Raw genomic sequence first — 17,350 nt, forward strand, 5'->3', positions numbered from 1 at the left:
CGAACATTACGCCTTTCGCACGCCCAGCGGCCAGCCGAACTCCATAGCAAACCCGGCATAACAGACATTTGACACTTGCAACTGCCCATGGAGAGCGGGTAGGCCTAGTAAAGACACAACGAACCACGGCCGGCTTTGGAGGCGCCGCTCACCGCAGCTTCATGTATGGGCATCGGCGGCCATATGCCGAGAACGATGGAGGACACCATGTCACCCCGGCTCGACGAATCGCGTACCCCCACCGCGCCGTCGGCACTTTCCACCCCGACCGAAGCGTCCAAGCCCCTCGAAGGCCTGGATGGTCTCCCGGAGATCCCGCCCTTCGACGAAGTGGCGGCACTGGACGCCCGCGCGCTGTCGAAGACGCTCTTCGGACGGCTCGAGTCGCTCGAAGAGGGCACCCACGAGCACGCCTACGTACGCAACACGCTCGTCGAACTCAATCTGGCACTGGTGAAGTTCGCCGCCTCCCGCTTCCGCTCCCGCAGCGAGCCGATGGAGGACATCATCCAGGTCGGCACCATCGGCCTGATCAAGGCGATCGACCGCTTCGAGCTCAGCAGGGGCGTGGAGTTCCCGACGTTCGCGATGCCGACCATCGTCGGCGAGATCAAGCGCTTCTTCCGCGACACCTCGTGGTCGGTGCGGGTACCGCGGCGGCTCCAGGAGCTGCGGCTCGACCTCGCGAAGGCGGGCGACGAGCTCTCCCAGCAGCTGGACCGCGCGCCGACCGTCGGCGAGCTGGCCGAACGGCTCGGCATCGGCAACGACGAGGTCGTCGAGGGCATGGCGGCGAGCAACGCGTACACCGCGAGCTCGCTGGACGCCCAGCCCGAGGAGGACGAGAGCGAGGGTGCGCTCGCGGACCGGATCGGCTACGAGGACCACGGGCTCGAAGGCATCGAGTACGTCGAGTCGCTCAAGCCGCTCATCGCGGGGCTTCCGCCACGGGACCGTAAAATCCTCTCCCTTCGCTTTGTCGCCAACATGACCCAGTCGGAGATCGGCGAGGAGCTCGGCATCTCGCAGATGCATGTGTCCCGCCTGCTGTCCCGCACGCTGGTCAGGCTCAGGAAGGGCCTGACGCTCGAAGAGTGAGCGGAGCAGCGCCGCGACCGTGGACCTGGGGCCTGTCGTTCGGATCAGGCCGGATCAGCGAGCGGGGTCTGGCGCGTGCAGCTGCAAGGCGGAGGAAGGAGCCACTGCGGAGCATTGGCGACTGACGACAACGCAGCAGATGTGCGTGTCAGGGCACGCGAGCCCGGCAAGATCCGAACGACAGGCCCCAGGGCCCATTCCGTCAAGGAATGGGCCCTTCCCCGTTATTGACGGGGCAGTCCCGATTGGTCCACATTGAGCGCGGGGTGTCTGGGGGGACAACATGGCCTTTGGGGAGGGCTGCCCAGCGGCGTACGCACCACTGGAACAGCTGATGCGCCGGCGTCTGGGCAGGGAATCGCTCTACATGCCGTCATGCCGTCTGGGGCTCTATGTGGCGCTGCGCCACTGGTGCCCGCCGGGCGGGCGGGTGCTCATGTCGCCCGTCAACGACGATGTGATCTTCTTCGTGGTCCTCGCGGCCGGACTGCGTCCCGTACAGGCCCCGCTGAAGGCCGAGGACGGCTCGATCGACCTGGCAGCCGTGCCGGATGCGGTGTGGCGCGGCCTGTCCGCGGTGCTCACCACCAATCTGTACGGCAATCCCGATCCGGCGCCCGAACTGCGTGCGCGCTGCGACCAGTTGGGCATTCCGCTGCTCGAAGACGCGGCACACGCGATCGGCAGCGAGGTGGACGGGCGGCCGGTCGGCAGCTTCGGGGACGCGTCGGTCTTCAGCCTGTCCAAGCACACCGGGGCGAAGACGGGCGGATTCCTCGCGATCGCGGACCCGGCGCTGCGTCCGGCGCTGGAGCGGGCACGGGACGAGCTGCTCTCGCCGACCAGGCTCGCGTCCGAGCTGGTCTACGGCCTGCGGCCGTACGCCGAGGCGGGTGTGCGGGGACTGCGGCTCGTCGGCGCGGCCCGCGCCACGCTGCGGCTGCTCGGCCTCGAGGAGCGCAACGAGATCCGGATGCCGCTGCGCCCCGGCGAGCTCAAGCAGGCGCTGTCCGCCGAGCCCGCTCTGGCCGGCCTCCACTCGTGGATACGGGTGGACATGCACGACTACCGGCTCAGACCCGGCGGGCTGCGGCTGCGCCGCACGAAGCGGCTGCTGACCCGCCTCGACACCCGTCTCGCCGCACACACCGCGGGCACTCGGCTCCTGTCGGCCTCCCGCTGGGCCCTGCCTCGCCCGGGCCCGGCTCAGCCGTTGTTCCGGGTCCCGCTCCTGGTCGAGGACCGCGAGGCGGCGATCGCCGCGCTGGCCCGTCACGGGATCACGGTCGGCTATCTGTACGACCCGCCGCTCGACGCGTACGCGGGCGAGCTCTTCACGGACCCCTCACCCGCGCCCGGGGCCGCATCCTGGTTCGCCCGCCACGCGCTGCCGGTGGACCCGCTGAGGGCGGAACTGGTGCTCTCGATCCTGACTGAGCTGGGCGCACGCCCGGCGGCGTTGCCGCGGGAGCCGGACCGTGGCTGAGACGACCCGGCTGCGGCCCGGGGACGCCTCCCGAACCGATCCTGCCGAGGCGGCGCCGGAAGGCGGTGACACGGCTGCCGCGCAGGCCAGCGGTGACTCCATGTTCCGCAACGCCTACGCTCTGATGCTCTCCACCGGCGTCTCCGCCGCCCTCGGGCTCGGATTCTGGCTTGTCGCCGCCCGGTACTACACCGAGCAGGCCGTCGGCGAGGGCTCCGCCGCCATCGCCGCGATGCGGCTGCTCGCGTCCATCACCGCGACCACCATGATCGGCGCGGTGGTGCGGTACGTGCCGCGCGCCGGGCGGGCCACCGGGCCCCTGGTGTGGCGGGCGTATGCGATCAGTTCGCTCGTGGTGTGCGTCGCCTCCGTGGTGTTTCTGTTCACGCTGGACCTGTGGGGGCCCTCGTACGCCCCGCTCGGCGGGCTCGGCCCCGGACTGCTGTTCATCGCCGCCTGTGTCGCCTGGGCGCTGCTGACGCTGCAGGACGGCGTGCTGACCGGGCTGCGCAAGGCCGTGTGGGTGCCGGTCGGCAACGCCGTCTTCTCCATCGGCAAGCTGCTGCTGCTCGCCGTCTTCGCGACCGCCCTGCCCGTGCTCGGCATCTTCGTCTCCTGGGCCGCGGCCATCGCCCTGTCCGTGCTGCCGCTCGGCTGGCTGGTCTTCCGCAGGCTCATCCCCCGGCAGGCCGCCGCGGACCGCGACCGCGAGCCGCTGCGGATGCGCGACATCGGGCGCTTCCTGGCCGGAGACTCGGTCGGCTCGCTGTTCTCGCTGGCGATGATCAACCTGCTGCCGGTGATGGTCGCCGTCCGCTTCGACGCCGCGCACAACGGCTTCTTCTACATCGCGTACACCGTCGGCGGCACGATGGAGTTCATGGCCATCAACATGGCCTCGTCGCTGACCGCCCACGCCTCCCACAGCCCGGAGAGCCTGGCCTCGGGCGTACGCGGCGCGCTGCGGCGGATGGCCGTGCTGCTGGTGCCGGTCGTGCTGTTCCTGGTCGTGCTGGCACCGCAGATCCTCGCCCCGTTCGGTGAGGACTACGCGGCACACGGCACCACCGTCCTGCGCCTGCTCGCGGCGGCCGCTCTGCCGCGGGTCGTCGTCGAGCTGTACATCGGCGTCCTGCGCGTCCAGGGCCGCACCGGCGTACTCGCCGTGCTCCAGGGCACCATGTGCACGCTGGTCCTGGGCAGCGCGGCCCTGCTGCTGGGCCCCGTCGGCATCTCGGGCGCGGGTCTGGCGATGCTGCTGTCGATGACGTTCATGGCGGTGGTGGCGGCACCGGGCCTGCGTGCGGCGCTGACGGGCCGCGAACCGAAGCCGTCCCGGCTGGCGCGGCTGGTGTACCGGGGACGCGAGCAGGAGATCGAGTACGGGACCAACTGGGCGCGGCGGGCGGCGGAGCGGCGCGAGCGGGCCGCGCGGGACGAGCAGGAGTACGGCTCCGAATGGGCGCGCCAGACCACGTATCTGCGGGGCGGGCACGACACGGCGACGCCCGCGCTCGGCATTCCGGTGTACGTCCACGAGCCCGCGTCCGAGCGGCAGCCCGCGCCCGGCGGGGCCGACGAGGACCGGCTGACCAGCTGGCTGTGGCTCTGGCTCGGGCTGGCCGCCGGGCTCTTCTGGGTCCCGCTCGCCCGGGCCGAGCACCTCGGCACACGTCATCTGCACGGCGGCGAGCTCATCGACGCGCTGCCTCCGGTCACCGTCGCGTCGGGCATCCTGCTGATCGTCGTGTACTGCGCGGCCGTCGCGCTCCAGCGGCCGCGGCCCGCGCTGATCGGCGCGATCCTGCTGGTGACGGTCGCCGCGCTGCACACCGCGCCGCTGCTGCTGGGCATCCGGCCGGAGCCGGCCGACGGGCCCTGGGCAGGGATGTTCGCGGACTTCCTCGCCGAAGCGGCCGGCCTGGACAGCCCGGCCGGTGTGCTGCGCGTCCTGCCCGTGGCGCTCCAGGTGCTCTGCCTCGGGCTCGCCGCGGTGGCGCTGCGCGCGCTGGGCGCGGGCGAGCGGGCGACGGCGGGCGCGGTGTGGCTGCTCGCGGTGGCCGGTTGGGTGGCGCAGGACGCCGTGGCCGCGGCCGCGCTGCCGGTGTTCGCCGCGTTCGCCGGGCTGTACGCGGCGGCGGCCGGTGCCCGGGCCTGGCGCCGCCGCGACGGGAAGTCCCTCAGCGGGTCGGAACCGCCTGCTTGAAGTAGCGGTCGGCGCCCGCCTCCCGGTAACCCTCCAGCGCGGGACCGGAGTTGACCGTCAGGTCGCACTCGGCTTCCTCGGAGGTCGCCCGGTTCCAGTGGACCATCGCCTTCACCTTCGGCATGGTCCTGATGACCTCCGGAATGGCGGTGTACCACCCGCGCTGCCGTCCGGTGTCGGCCAGGTCGGGCGCGGTGGCGAACTCCGCCAGCATCACCGGCTTCTTCGCGGAGATGTTCTCCAGCAGCCAGTCGTAGGTGGGCCGCTGGCTCTCGTCGAAGTCCTTCCAGTCGGTGGTGTCATGACAGCCGAAGTAGTTGTACTGGTCCATGCCGATCCAGTCGACGTAGTCGTCGCCCGGATAGAGCTGCTTCATCGTGGCGGCGCTGCCCAGATAGCCGGAGACGGTCCACACCCACACGACGTTGTCGGCGCCCAGCTTGCGGAACCGGTCGTGCAGGTGCCGGTAGGCCGCGACGTACTCGGCCGGCGTGCCGGCGCCCTCCTTGATGCGGGCGTCGACCTCCTGGTCGAAGGAGAAGAGGACCCGCTTGCCGTAGGCCTTGAGGCGGCGGATCTGCGGGTCGATGATCTCGGCGTCGTACTTGCCCGAGGCGATGTTCTTCCAGCCGAGCTGGGTCTCCGTGTAGTTGGCGTGGTGCCGTTCCTTCCACACCGTGGACTCCCAGGCGAGCATCAGCATGCGGTCCTTGCCGAGTTCCTGCTCGTCGTCGGTGAGCAGTTCGCCGTCGGCCTTCTTGCCCGACATGTCGTGGTACGTGTAGACGAGATCGAGCTTGCGGCCGATCTTCTTCTCGAACGCGTACACCGGCTCGGTGAGCGAACTGTTCGCGTCGTACGGGATGTAGGCACCCCACCAGGCGCCGCACCGCGGAGCCAGCTTCTCGTCCGGCGCGCAGGACCCGGTCGGCGATTCGCCGGACGCCGCGTTCTGCGGCAGATCCTCGTCCCCGTTCTCCGCCGTGCCGTTGCCGCCGCCCTCCAGGACGACGAACGCGGCGACGATCAGAGCCACGGCGACCAGCACGACCGGGGCGTACGCCAGCTTGTGCGGCGGCCCTGCGCGGTGCTCACTCATCGGCCGCTGTCCGCAGGCTTGCGTTTGACCCGCTCCGCGGCACCCTGGGTGGCGGCCGGCAGCGGCAGACCGGGCAGCGCGGCGACCACGGTCGCGAACGCGGCGAGCGCCACCACGAACGCGGTGGCCGAGAAGGCCTCGACCAGAAAGAGCGAGGTGGCGGTGAGCACGCCGAGCGACAGGCTGATCGGCGCGGCCAGCGCGAACGCCTCCAGACGTGCGCCGGACCGCAGCCGGCCGGGCTGCGGATAGAGCATGGCGAGGCCGGGCCCGAAGCAGACGAAGAGCAGCACGGGTATCCAGCGCAACGGTGAACCGCCTGGCAGCGCGGTCGCGGCGAGGGCCACCCATCCGGAGACGGCCACGCCCGCTCTCAGCTGGTTCTGATTGACCTTCATGGGGTGGTCCCCCCGCTTCGGGAGCCCCGTGGGTCTCCTGGCCGGTATGCGAACACGACGCCGTACGGATGCTCCTCGACGACCTCGAACAGCGGTGAGGCCGACAGGCTCGAGCGCAGCCGGCCGAAGCCGCCGGGCGGCAGCAGTCCCTCGCCGGCGCTGTAGATGTCCTGTGTGCGGGTGAGAACGACGAACGCAGGGGCACCGGGCGGGATGCCGTCGGCCAGATAGCGGGCGGGGTCCCGCAGCATCTTCTCGTTCTCGGGGAGCTCCTGCTCGGCGAAGAACCAGTGCTCCACCTGGTCGTAGCGGTGCAGCGCCTGCGGGAAGGAGCCGGTGGTGGCGAGCATCAGCGCGCCCTTGGGCGCCTGGTCGATGGCCCGGGTGACCATGGCCGTCTCGGCGGGCGGCGTGTAGTGCATCTTCTCCTTGCCGTAGTACGACGGCATGAAGCCCACGATCAGCGCCACCAGCACGACGGGCAGTGCGACGCCGGTGACCCGCCGGCGGACGGCGTCGGCCCTGCTCGGCGCCCGACGGGTGCCGACGACGGCCGGCACGAGCGCCGCCGCCGCGAAGAAGGCAGCGCCCGGCAGCCCGAAGAGGTAGACGCGGAACAGCATTTCGCCGCCGTAGTCGTTGACGGCGAACATCGGCACGGGCGCGGCCGACACCAGCAGCAGCGGCAGCGCGCTCCGGGTCAGTTTGCGCCGGGTGAACACCGCGATCCCGGCGAGGACGGCCACCGCCAGCACCATCAGCACATTGGCCCGCCCGGCCAGCTCCGGCCCCGGTCCGGTGAGTTCGCCGGCATACCCCGCCCGGGAGTTCTGCAGCAGGTCGCCGATCGAGTCGCGCAGGGTGTGCAGCGTCTCGACGAACAGGGGCCGCCCCATGGTCAGGTCCCAGATCAGCATGAGCAGCCCGGCGACGGCCAGCAGCCCGATGTTCCGGTACCGGCGGGTGAGCGTCAGCGCGAGCAGTGAGGCGCACAGCATGACCGGTGTGAGCTGGTGGGAGGCGTTGATCGCGGCGATGAGCGGAGCGAGAATCGCGATGCAGACGGCCCGCTGGCGCACACCGGTGGGCGGCGGGACCGGCGCTGCCACCGGATCGAGACAGGTACGGTCGCGCAGCCTGCCTGCCGAGCCCGGGCGTACGAAATGGCGCAGCACCACGGCGAGCACGGTCAGATGCAGCAGAAACGCGAAGCCCTGGGGGGCCAGATAGTCCTGCCCGACCCAGTTGGCCGCCTGGAAGATCCAGACGGCGGTCCACACCAGCCGCCAGTCCTCCGTGAACGTCCGGTAGATCAGGATCAGCACGGGCATCAGCAGCAGGCCGAAGACGATCGGCGCCCAGTTGAGATAGGCGGTCGCGCCGTCCACGCCGAACGCCCGCACCAGCGCGGCGTTGAGGGAGAAGAAGCCCGGCCACTGGTCGTACGCCGACATGTTGCCGGACAGTGCGGCGTTCGGCCGCAGCTCGCCGTTGATCAAGAGCTGGTTGATGACCGCGTCGTGCTTGGACGCCCAGGGGTAGCGCACCGAGTCGTACAGCACGGCGGGCGCCGCCTTGAGCGCGAAGAGCAGGGCCACGCAGTACGCGGCGGGCCACCACGGAGCGGTACCGGCCCGGCGCAGACTGAACAGAAAGCCGCAGGTCAGGACGAGGAGCGACAGATAGAAGGCGGCGGGCAGCCGGTCGAGGAGACCGTAGTCGCCCATGGAGCGGAAGCCGATGCGCGGCAGCGCGTACAGCCAGAGACCGATGCCGAGGAGCAGCGGCAGCCAGCTGAACACGAGGTCCGGCGGCAGCAGTTCGGAGGTTCTGCGCAGCTGCGGCTTTTCGGGTTCGGCGGGCGGTTTCTGCTCGGTGCCGTCCAGGGCGTCGGGCGGCGAACTGCGCCCTGTGAGCGGTGTAGGCACGCGTAGGCGCACAGTGCGACTCCCCCCACGAATGTGGTCGCGGCCGTCACGCCGCTGTCCCTTCAGCGAAGTATAGGAACTGATTCCGTGTTTGCGTGGCTCTCTTGCACTCTGGTCCCTGCTATCCCGCTATCCCGCTATCCCGCGAACACCGGACCTTTCACCGCCGCCCGCGCGCGCCGGTAGAGCCGCCAGCCGACCGTCTTCGGTGAGTCGGGGAACGGCGCGACCGGCGCTCCGTGGCCGGACATCCAGGTCTCGACGTCCGCGACCGTGTGGCCGCGGCGCAGGATGAGGCGGGCGATGCGGTACGACTCGTCCGTCCGAGAGCTCAGCGCGTGACGGACGGCCGCCGCCGACGCGTAGCCCTCGCGCAGTGCCGCCCGGCGCACGGAGCGGCTGTTGTAGCCGTGCGGATAGGCGAGATGCGTCACCTCGTGGCCGAGCACGTCCTCCAGCACCGCCTTGGGCTCGCGCAGTTCACGGCGGAGCGCGGACGGCGGGAGGGTGTCCAGCTGAGGGTGCGTGACGGTGTGGGCGCCGACCTCCAGGCCGTACTGCTCGAGGCGCGGGGTCTGGGCGAGCGTCATCATCGGCGCGGGCGGCAGCAGGCTGCGGCCGCCGGGAGTGATCGCGCCGGTGGTGAGATAGGCCGTGGCGGGCAGGGCACGGGAGGCCAGAGCCTCGGCGGTCGGGCCCGGGAGGTCGGCGAAGCCGTCGTCGAAGGTGAGGACCACGGGGCGGTCGGGCAGCTCCGTGCCGGTCGCCAGGTGGTCGGAGAGCGCGCTGATGGCGACCGGTGTGCGGCCGCTGGCCACGATCGCGTCCAGTTGTGCGCCGAACTCCTTCGGGGTGACGGTGAATTCGGCGATCCAGTCCGGCGGATCGTCCATGACGGCGTGGTAGAGGAGTACGGGAATCCGGGGCATGGTGCCGCCTTTCATGTCTGCCGTCCGCCCTGGGGCGGGGACCAGGGCAGCGGTACGCCCCGGACCCGGCGGCGGGCTTTCGCGTACCCGAGCGGTCCGGCCAGCATGCCGCGCCGCTCCAGCCGGGACAGATGGCGCGGCCACGGGTAGTCCTGCGCGCCGTGCGCGCCGGGCACGGCCGCGGTGGCGGCCTCGCGGTGGGCGGTGATGGTGCGGGCGTGCGCCAGGCCGCGCGGGAGTTTGCGCAGCAGGGCGGGGAGCAGGGCGGGGCGGCGGACCAGCAGGGCCGTGAGATACGCGGTGAGGCCCGCGCCGTATCCGTACGCCTGGTTCTTCAAGTCCTGCCAGGTCTCGCGGTGGTGGTGCCAGACGAGTGCCTCGGGTGTGTAGCGCAGCCGGTGGCCGGCGGCGAGGACGCTGACGAAGGCGTACAGGTCGTCGCCGCCCCTGGCGGGAGTGCCGGTGCCGGTCGCGGGGTCGAAGCCGCCGATGTCGCGCAGCACCCGGGCGCGGAAGGCCATGTTGGCGCCGGAGCCGAAGCTGCCCGCGGTGAACGGGAACAGCGGTTCGTCGGCGGGCGGCCGGGCCGGGTCGTAGCTGCGTGGCGCGAAGCCCTTGGCGAAGCCGCCGTGGCTCTCCAGCAGGATCTGCGCGGGCGTGCCGAGTCTGGCGGGCAGGATCAGCCCGGTCGTACAGCCGAGACCGGGGTCGGCGGCGAACGGCGCGGTCAGGGCGGTGAGCCAGTGCGGGTCGGCCACCACGTCGTCGTCGGTGAAGGCGATGACCTCGCCGTCGGCGACGGCGATGCCGCGGTTGTGCGCGATCGCGAGCCCGGGCACGGACTCGCGCACATACCGGACGCGGTCGGCGTACTTGTGCTCGACGAGGTCCTGAGTTGCGCCGGTGGCGGGCGCGTTGTCGACGACGACGATCTCGAAGTCCGGATGGTCCTGCGCGAGCAGCGAGTCCAGCGCGCGGGCGAGTTGATCGGCCCGTTCACGGGTGGCGACGACGACGCTGGTGCGCGGCAGGTCGTGGTCGGATACCGCTGCCGGTCCTTCCGCCGTCCGTCCACCGAGGTGCCCGGACCGATCGGCGGCGGCCAGTTGCGCGCGGGCCGCCACCGCCACGACGTCGGCCGCGTTCTTGCCCGGCGGCACATGGCACACGACCGTGGCGACCGGGCGGCCGCGCAGCCGTACGAGCGCGTAGACGTCACCGCGGCTTGCACCGGGCGAGGCGCCCGGGCTCGCGGACCCGCCGCCTCCGCTCATCGCCGGGCCGAAGCTCAGCACCGCCCCGTCCGGGCCGTCCAGGTTCAGTTCCGTGACCTGGATCGGAGCCAGGCGCGGTCGTTGTGCTTCCATCACAGTCCCTGCTTCCGCTCCCCCGGCCCTCACCGGCCGCGCAGCCTGCCCAGCCGGTTCAGCGTCTGTTGCGCGTAGCCCGCCAGCCGCGGCCTGTTGCGGACGAAGCTGTGCGCGCGGCGCGGCGGCTCACGGGTCAGCCAGTACAGGGCCGCCCTGGCTCCCGGGCGCGCCGCGGAGCCCTCGTGGACGCGGAGTTCGCCGGTCTTGAGCGCGTCCTTGTACTCCGCGGAACCGCGGCCCAGGTCGAGCATTCCGATGCCTTTTTCCGCGGCCGCCTCGGCCATCCGCAGATGCAGGATCAGGCCCGGCGAGTACTTGGCGAACTCGGGGTCGTACGCCGGGAACCAGCACGACAGCACCGTGCGCGAGCGCAGGCCGAAGTGCGCGGCGACCGGCCGGTCCCCGGCGTACAGCACCGACAGCACGCCGGAGCAGTCCGGCGAGCGCGTCTCGTGGAGCAGCCGTACCAGCGTGCTGATCCAGTCCTTGGCGAAACGGTCGCGGCGGCCCGTCCTGCGGTACTGCGCGGACTTCCACTCCATGAGCCGGCGCAGCGCCGCCGGATCGCGTTCGTCGAAGACGAAGCGCACTGGGCCCGCCTGCCGTCCGAGTTTGCGTTCCTTGGCCAGCGTGGTCTTGAGGAACTTCGGCGACTGCGTCCGGAGCACCTGCTCGTACGCCTCGTAACCCGCGCCGACGTCGATCACCGGAGAGGCGAACTCCTCCGCCGCGGCCGGCGCGAACAGTCCCTGGCCCGCCTCCAGATTGTCGAACTCCCAGGCCGACAGGGCGCACGCGCGCATCAGCTCCCGGGCCGTGACCGCGAGGCCGGGGCGCAGGACCGCGCCCTGGCAGTCGGAGACGCCGAGGCCGATCGCCCGGCCGTGGCCGAGCGGGCCTCTCTCGTACGGGAAGAAGCCGGCCGGCTCCCCGTCCTCCCACAGCACCGCGACTCTGGCCGCGGGCCGCACACGGCCGACGGCCAGCGTGAACTCAGGCTCCATGAACGGATTGGCGGGCGCACCCGACTTGGCGCGCAGTTCCCGCCAGGCCTCGGTGTCCCCTTCGTCCAGCTCCTCGGTTTTCAGCACACGAATGCGTACACCGCTCAACCCGACCCCCCAGGTCCCACCCCATGAGCTTTCCCCAGGACAGGACGGTACCGGGCGATATCGCGACAGGATAGGGAGCAATGCCCTTCTTGTGACGGATCCGTGAAGGACCGCGAAAGCGGGGGATACCGATGTTGCTCGAGTGACGCATGAGGCCTGAGAGAGCGGACGCTTCACCAATGTATGGGCGATTGCTCAACTGACGTTCGAATACGCCCTGTTGATCGTAGGATCTGAGTGCTTCCGATCCCCCAAGGGAGTTCGGCGTGTCCTGGAAGGACTCAGTCTCCGTGGTCGTGGTCTGCACAGACATCATGTCGAGGTCGTCGTGGTGAGCCTGGCGATCGGCTGCGCGGCCGTCGCCGTACTGGCCCTCACCTGGGCGTTCCTGCTTCTACGGAAGCTCGCCACCGAACGTGCGGCGCGCGCCCGCGACCAGCGGACCGCCGCCGCACGCGGCGCCGAGGTCGCCCACCTCGCGGCGGTCCGGCTGCCCGCGATCACCGAACGGCTGCGTACCGGACAGCGACTCGACTCGATGCCGGGGCCGCTCGCACCGGCCGCCGACACCGGTGAGGAGTTCGCCCGGGCGCTGGCCGCGGTCGTGCAGGCGCTGGGCTCGGACGAGGCGGTGCGCCGGGAGCGAGCGCTGCGCGACTCCGTGCAGGCCGCCTTCGAGTCCGTCGCCCGCAACATGCACGCCATGGCCACGGTCCAGCAGCAGGTGCTCGACCGCGTGGAGCGGCGCATCGACGACTCCCGGCTGATGGCCGAGGTGATGCAGGCCGACCACGCCGCCTCGCAGATGACCCGCAAGGCGCAGACGCTGCTGGTGATGTGCGGCATCTGGCCGGCCCGCCGCGAGACCCAGCCGGTCTCGCTCTACGACTGCGTACGGGGCGCACAGTCCCGGATCGTGGAGTTCGGCCGGATCGAGGTGCACGGCGGGCAGACGCTGTACGTGGTGCCGCCGGCGGTCGAGGGCCTGATGCACGCCATCGCCGAACTGCTGGAGAACGCCACGGTGTTCTCGCCCTCCCGCACCCAGGTCGTCGTCACCGTCCGGGAGGTCGGCGCCGGGGCCGTCATCGAGATCGACGACGCGGGCCTGGGCATGCCGCCGGACGTGCTGCAGCAGGCGACGGCGCAGCTGCGCGACGAACTGGACCTGGCGAAGCTGGGCGCGGTGCCGCGGCTGGGGCTCGCCTGCGTCGGACGCTGGAGCCGCGAACTCGGCTTCAATGTCGAGCTGACGGGCGCTTCGGCGTACGGCGGGACGCGTGCGGTGACGTTCGTGCCGTTCCGGCTGCTGACCGAGCCGCTGTCGCACTTCGCGAAGCCGGGCCAGGCGGGCCGGCAGACCGAGACCCAGGAGGAGCCTGCGCGCGGGCCCGACGGGGCCGCACACCACGTCGTACCGCAGCAGGCGCAGCCCGGCCAGCAGTCCGGCTCACTGTCCGGCGCGCTGCCGCGCCGCCGCAGCCGCCGCGGAGCCGCGGTGGAGGCCGCGGCCCAACAGGCCCTCCAGCCGCCGCCCGACCCGGAACCCGAGCAGTCCCCCTGGACCCCGGAGGCCGCCCGCGCTTCCATCGCCAGTGTGGTGTCCGGCTCGCGGCGCGGGCGCGCGGCCCTCGACGACACCGACGTACCCGACGAGCACGATGGAGGCCGGCCGTGACCGGGACCATTACGAGACTTCCCGACCTGGGCTGGATGCTGCGCCCGCTCACCGAGATCCCGGGCGTCCGGCACGCCGTGGTCGTCTCCGAGGACGGTCTGCGGCTCGGACACGCCTCCGCCGAGAACCTCACCGGGCCCGTCTCCTCCCTCAGCGTCGCCCAGGCCGAGTCGCTCTCCGCGGCCTGCGCGGCGATGACCATGACCGGACGCTCCACCGCCGCGCTGCTGTTCGGCGGCCGCGCCGGAGTGCGCCAGCTGATGCTGGAGACCGATCACGGATTTGTGCTCTTCACCCATGCGGGAGTGGGCGCGCACCTGGGTGTGGCCACCGACACCGACGCCGATGTCGGCCTGGTCGCCCAGCAGATGCAGCTGCTGGTGGCGAAGATCGGCGCGCACCTGACGAGTCAGCCACGGGATCCGGTGACCGATCCGTCATGACGGACCGCCCGGAGGAACGGACCACATCGGCGGTACGCCCGTATGTGATCACCGGCGGACGCGCGGACTCCGGCAGCGAGCCGCTGTCCTGGGAAACGCTGGTGATGGCCACGGAGGCCGCCTTTCCGCCGTCCCTCCAGCCGGAGCACCACACGATCCTGGCGCACTGCCAGGGTCTGCTGTCGGTCGCCGAAGTGGCCGCCCACCTCGGCCAGCCGCCCTCGGTGGTGCAGGTGTTGCTCTCCGACCTCCTCGAGTGGGGGCTGATCGTGACCCGCCCACCCATTCCGCCGGCCGAACGCGCCGATGTGACCATGCTCAGAAAGGTCCTCCATGGCCTCGAAAGCCGTCTCTGACGCCACGGGAAACCCGGCAGGGTCGGACGCGGGAAAGTACGTGACCTCCAGCGTCGCGGGTGCGGCGAAGATCCTGGTCGTCGGGCCGCTGGGCGTCGGCAAGACCACGCTGATCGGCACCGTCTCGGAGATCGAGCCGCTGTCCACCGAGGCGATGATGACGCAGGCCGGCGCCCGCGTGGACACCGGCGTCGACCGGTCGAAGACCACCACCACCGTCGCACTGGACTTCGGCCGGATCACGATCGACGGCGAGCTGGTGCTCTACCTCTTCGGCACGCCGGGCCAGCAGCGGTTCCTGCCCGCCTGGCGCGATCTCGCCAAGGGCGCGCTCGGCGCGCTGGCCCTGGTCGACACCCGCGATCTGACCTCGTCCTTCGACGCGCTCGGCAATCTGGAGGATCTGGGGCTGCCGTTCGCCGTCGCCGTCAATGTCTTCCCGGGCAGCCCGCAGCACGAGGAGAAGGAGCTGAGGGCGGCACTCGATCTGCTCCCCGACACCCCGCTGGTGTGGTGCGACGCCCGGGACGTGCGCTCCTCGGTCCGCGCGCTGATCGCGCTCGTCAGCCATCTCATCAACGCCGCCACGGAGTCCCCATGACCACGCTGCCGCCGCCCCCCGTACCGCCGCATCCGTCGACCGGCACCACGCCTTCGCCGCCGCCCTCGCCCGGGACCGGCGCCCGCTGCCCGGTCACCTCCGCGCCCGCGCTGTACGGCCCCGAACTCGACGGCGACTCGCTGCCCGCGTTCTACGAGCAACTGCGCCGCGAACACGGCCCGGTGGCCCCGGTGGCCATCGCGCCCGGCATCCAGGCGTGGCTGGTGCTCGGCCACCGCGAGCTGCTCCGGCTCACCCGCGAGGAGCAGGACTTCTCGCACGACCCGCGCCGCTGGACCCTGCTGCGCGAGGGCCGGGTGCCGGCGGACTCGCCGATCATGCCGATGGTCGGCTGGCGGCCCGCGCTGCTGTACACCGACGGTCAGCAGCACCGCCGGATGCGTACGGCCGTGTCCGACGCGCTGGCCGGGATCAACGGACACGAGCTGCGCCGCAGCGTACGGACCGCCGCCGAGCGGCTGATCGCGTCCTTCGCCGAACGCCGCGAGGCCGATCTGGTGCCGCACTACGCGCGCAAGCTCCCGCTGATGGTCGTCACCGGCCTGCTCGGTCTGGACGACCGGACCGGACAGCAACTGGTGCAGGCCATCGCCGGCATGGCCGCCGCCAACGCGGACTCGGTCAACGCCAGCCGGCGGATGGGCGCGATCCTGGCCGCGCTGATCGAGGAGAAGCGCCGCAGGCCCGGCAGCGATGTCACATCGGCGCTGCTGCACCACCCGGCGCGGCTCACCGACGAGGAGGTGCTGCACAACCTGGTGGTGATGTTCGTGGCGGGCAATCAGACCACCGTGAACTGGATCGCCACCACGCTGCGCATCCTGCTCTGCGACCCGGCCTTCCGGTCCTCGCTGTCGGGCGGGCATCTGAGCGTGGACGACGCGCTGGACCTGGTGCTGTGGCGGCACCCGCCGACGCAGAACTTCCCGGCGCGGTACGCCACCCGGGATCTGCGCTTCGGCGGCCAGGACGTCCGCGCCGGGGACATGCTGCTGCTCGGTCTGGCCGGAGCGAACCAGGATCCCGAAGTGCTGCCCGCCGACGGTGTTCCGGTGACCGGCAACCGTTCGCATCTGGCGTTCGGCGCGGGCCCGCACACCTGCCCGGCGCAGGATCCGGCCCGGCTGATCACCCGTACCGCCGTGGACACGATCCGGCACCGGCTGCCCGATCTGGAGCTGGCCGTGCCGGAGTCCGAGCTGGAATGGATCAAGTCGCCCTGGAGCAAGGGGCTTGCGGCGCTGCCGGTGCGGTTCACCGATCCGCAGCTGCCGCAGCAGCACGTGCCACCCGCATAGCAGTCGTCGCAGCCGTCTCAGTCGTCCCAGTTCTCGCAGTCGTCCTCGTTCTCGCAGTCAGGAGAGCCCAGTTGAACACCTCACGTGTCACGCCGCACCGGATGGACCCGGCCGGTGGCTGCCCGCACGCGGCCAACGCCCGGCTGCTCGCCGAGAACGCGGTGGCGGCGGTCGTCCTGCCCGGAGACGTCCAGGGCATGGCGGTACTCGGCCACGACGCGCTCAAGGAGTTCCTCGCGCATCCCGATGTCGCCAAGGGCGCCGGGCACTTCACCGCACTCCAGGACGGCGGGATACCCGACGGCTGGCCGCTGAAGACCTTCGCCACCGTGCAGGGCATGACCACCGCCGACGACGCGGACCACCGGCGGCTGCGTTCGCTGGTGAGCAAGGCGTTCACGGCCCGCCGGGTGGAGGAGCTGCGGCCGCGGATCGAGACGGTGACGGCGCAGCTGCTGGACCGGCTGGCCGACGCGGCAGCGGCGGGCGACGGCGTCGCCGATCTGCGCAAGCACTTCGCGCTGCCGCTGCCGATGGGTGTGATCTGCGAACTCCTCGGCGTGGACGCCGAGTACCAGGACCGGCTGCACCATCTGTCGAACCAGATCGTCGCCACCGACATCGGCCCCGAGCAGGCGATGGCCGCGAACCGCGAGATGGTCGCGATCCTCGCCACCGTCGCCGCGACCCGTCTTGAGACACCGGGCGACGATCTGACCAGCGCGCTGATCGCGGCACGCGAGGAGGACGGCGACCGGCTCAGCCAGCACGAGCTGATCGGCACACTGCTGCTGATGATCATCGCCGGGCACGAGACGACGCTGAACCTGATCACCAATGCCGTAAGGGGCCTGTGCGCACACCGCGACCAGCTCGGACTCGTCCAGTCCGGCAAGGCGTCCTGGTCCGACGTGGTCGAGGAGACACTGCGCTGGGACAGCCCGGTCAGCTTCTTCCCGTTCCGCTACCCGACCCGGGACATCACGCTGGACGGGACCGTGATCCCCAAGGGCACACCGGTGCTCGCCGGTTACTCGGCGGCCGGCCGCGACAAGGCCGCGCACGGACCGGACGCGGACCTCTTCGACGTCACCAGGACCGCGGCGACCAGGCATCTCTCGCTCGGCCACGGCCCGCACTACTGCCTGGGCTCGCCGCTGGCCCGGATGGAGGCGACGATCGCGCTGGAGCAGCTGTTCACCCGCTTCCCCGAGCTGGACCTCGCGGTCACGGAGGAGGAACTGCCGCGGCACAGAAGCTTCGTGGGCAACAGCGTGCAGGAGCTGCCGGTGCGCCCGGTGGCCTGAAGTCCGAGGACGAGCCCGGG

15 protein-coding genes are annotated in these 17,350 nt (G+C 71.4%); 9 read left to right on the top strand and 6 right to left on the bottom strand.

Annotated features, from left to right (window positions below):
• The first annotated feature begins 207 nt into the window (after positions 1 to 207).
• The 3 genes from ACH4YL_RS20475 (at position 208) to ACH4YL_RS20485 (ending at position 4,790) form a co-directional block, all read left to right on the top strand.
• Positions 208 to 1,098, top strand: a complete 891-nt coding sequence (locus ACH4YL_RS20475; protein ID WP_398508802.1) for an RNA polymerase sigma factor SigF — start codon at positions 208 to 210, stop codon at positions 1,096 to 1,098.
• Between the two features lie 334 nt (positions 1,099 to 1,432).
• A complete protein-coding gene (locus tag ACH4YL_RS20480; RefSeq protein ID WP_398509087.1) occupies positions 1,433 to 2,584 on the top strand; it encodes a DegT/DnrJ/EryC1/StrS family aminotransferase in 1,152 nt (383 codons plus the stop codon).
• Positions 2,577 to 4,790: a lipopolysaccharide biosynthesis protein gene (locus ACH4YL_RS20485; protein WP_398508803.1), complete on the top strand. Its 2,214-nt coding sequence runs from the start codon at positions 2,577 to 2,579 to the stop codon at positions 4,788 to 4,790. The genes ACH4YL_RS20480 and ACH4YL_RS20485 overlap by 8 nt, the downstream gene beginning before the upstream one ends.
• Here ACH4YL_RS20485 and ACH4YL_RS20490 read toward each other — a convergent pair.
• The 6 genes from ACH4YL_RS20490 to ACH4YL_RS20515 all read right to left on the bottom strand — a co-directional run bounded on the left by ACH4YL_RS20490 (position 4,765) and on the right by ACH4YL_RS20515 (position 11,611).
• On the bottom strand, positions 4,765 to 5,889 hold the full coding sequence (locus tag ACH4YL_RS20490) for a glycoside hydrolase family 26 protein (RefSeq protein ID WP_398508804.1): 1,125 nt from the start codon (positions 5,887 to 5,889) through the stop codon (positions 4,765 to 4,767). The two genes, ACH4YL_RS20485 and ACH4YL_RS20490, sit on opposite strands and share 26 nt — an antisense overlap.
• A complete protein-coding gene (locus ACH4YL_RS20495) occupies positions 5,886 to 6,287 on the bottom strand; it encodes a hypothetical protein (protein ID WP_398508805.1) in 402 nt (133 codons plus the stop codon). Before ACH4YL_RS20495 ends, ACH4YL_RS20490 begins: the two co-directional genes overlap by 4 nt.
• Positions 6,284 to 8,215, bottom strand: coding sequence for a hypothetical protein (locus ACH4YL_RS20500; protein WP_398508806.1), 1,932 nt, complete (start codon positions 8,213 to 8,215; stop codon positions 6,284 to 6,286). The genes ACH4YL_RS20495 and ACH4YL_RS20500 overlap by 4 nt, the downstream gene beginning before the upstream one ends.
• Before the next feature lie 137 nt (positions 8,216 to 8,352).
• Entirely contained in the window at positions 8,353 to 9,144 is a 792-nt protein-coding gene (locus tag ACH4YL_RS20505; protein WP_398508807.1) for a polysaccharide deacetylase family protein, read from the bottom strand.
• Positions 9,145 to 9,155: 11 nt separating this feature from the next.
• On the bottom strand, positions 9,156 to 10,511 hold the full coding sequence (locus ACH4YL_RS20510; protein WP_398508808.1) for a glycosyltransferase: 1,356 nt from the start codon (positions 10,509 to 10,511) through the stop codon (positions 9,156 to 9,158).
• Positions 10,512 to 10,540: 29 nt separating this feature from the next.
• Positions 10,541 to 11,611, bottom strand: coding sequence for a GNAT family N-acetyltransferase (locus ACH4YL_RS20515; RefSeq protein WP_398509088.1), 1,071 nt, complete (start codon positions 11,609 to 11,611; stop codon positions 10,541 to 10,543).
• A gap of 343 nt (positions 11,612 to 11,954) precedes the next feature.
• Here ACH4YL_RS20515 and ACH4YL_RS20520 point away from each other — a divergent pair, with 343 nt between their 5' ends.
• The 6 genes from ACH4YL_RS20520 to ACH4YL_RS20545 all read left to right on the top strand — a co-directional run bounded on the left by ACH4YL_RS20520 (position 11,955) and on the right by ACH4YL_RS20545 (position 17,330).
• Positions 11,955 to 13,304, top strand: coding sequence for an ATP-binding protein (locus ACH4YL_RS20520; protein ID WP_398508809.1), 1,350 nt, complete (start codon positions 11,955 to 11,957; stop codon positions 13,302 to 13,304).
• Complete coding sequence (locus ACH4YL_RS20525; RefSeq protein WP_398508810.1) at positions 13,301 to 13,747, top strand: roadblock/LC7 domain-containing protein; 447 nt, start codon at positions 13,301 to 13,303, stop codon at positions 13,745 to 13,747. The genes ACH4YL_RS20520 and ACH4YL_RS20525 overlap by 4 nt, the downstream gene beginning before the upstream one ends.
• Positions 13,744 to 14,103 (top strand): DUF742 domain-containing protein, encoded by a 360-nt coding sequence (locus tag ACH4YL_RS20530; protein ID WP_398508811.1) that lies wholly within the window; start codon positions 13,744 to 13,746, stop codon positions 14,101 to 14,103. The genes ACH4YL_RS20525 and ACH4YL_RS20530 overlap by 4 nt, the downstream gene beginning before the upstream one ends.
• Complete coding sequence (locus ACH4YL_RS20535) at positions 14,081 to 14,704, top strand: GTP-binding protein (protein WP_398508812.1); 624 nt, start codon at positions 14,081 to 14,083, stop codon at positions 14,702 to 14,704. The genes ACH4YL_RS20530 and ACH4YL_RS20535 overlap by 23 nt, the downstream gene beginning before the upstream one ends.
• Positions 14,701 to 16,023, top strand: a complete 1,323-nt coding sequence (locus ACH4YL_RS20540; RefSeq protein WP_398508813.1) for a cytochrome P450 — start codon at positions 14,701 to 14,703, stop codon at positions 16,021 to 16,023. Before ACH4YL_RS20535 ends, ACH4YL_RS20540 begins: the two co-directional genes overlap by 4 nt.
• Positions 16,024 to 16,124: 101 nt before the next feature.
• The gene (locus ACH4YL_RS20545; RefSeq protein WP_398509089.1) at positions 16,125 to 17,330 is read left to right on the top strand and encodes a cytochrome P450; all 1,206 of its coding nucleotides are present in this window, start codon (positions 16,125 to 16,127) and stop codon (positions 17,328 to 17,330) included.
• Positions 17,331 to 17,350: the final 20 nt, after the last annotated feature.

The organism is Streptomyces sp. NPDC020681 (assembly GCF_044334895.1).
Taxonomy (GTDB): Bacteria; Actinomycetota; Actinomycetes; order Streptomycetales; family Streptomycetaceae; genus Streptomyces.

Coding starts and splice junctions, on each gene's coding strand:
- ACH4YL_RS20475 (WP_398508802.1), top strand. CDS start 208: ATGTCACCCCGGCTCGACGAATCGCGTACCCCCACCGCGCCGTCGGCA.
- ACH4YL_RS20480 (WP_398509087.1), top strand. CDS start 1,433: ATGCGCCGGCGTCTGGGCAGGGAATCGCTCTACATGCCGTCATGCCGT.
- ACH4YL_RS20490 (WP_398508804.1), bottom strand. CDS start 5,889: ATGAGTGAGCACCGCGCAGGGCCGCCGCACAAGCTGGCGTACGCCCCG.
- ACH4YL_RS20495 (WP_398508805.1), bottom strand. CDS start 6,287: ATGAAGGTCAATCAGAACCAGCTGAGAGCGGGCGTGGCCGTCTCCGGA.
- ACH4YL_RS20505 (WP_398508807.1), bottom strand. CDS start 9,144: ATGCCCCGGATTCCCGTACTCCTCTACCACGCCGTCATGGACGATCCG.
- ACH4YL_RS20510 (WP_398508808.1), bottom strand. CDS start 10,511: ATGGAAGCACAACGACCGCGCCTGGCTCCGATCCAGGTCACGGAACTG.
- ACH4YL_RS20530 (WP_398508811.1), top strand. CDS start 13,744: ATGACGGACCGCCCGGAGGAACGGACCACATCGGCGGTACGCCCGTAT.
- ACH4YL_RS20535 (WP_398508812.1), top strand. CDS start 14,081: ATGGCCTCGAAAGCCGTCTCTGACGCCACGGGAAACCCGGCAGGGTCG.
- ACH4YL_RS20540 (WP_398508813.1), top strand. CDS start 14,701: ATGACCACGCTGCCGCCGCCCCCCGTACCGCCGCATCCGTCGACCGGC.
- ACH4YL_RS20545 (WP_398509089.1), top strand. CDS start 16,125: ATGGACCCGGCCGGTGGCTGCCCGCACGCGGCCAACGCCCGGCTGCTC.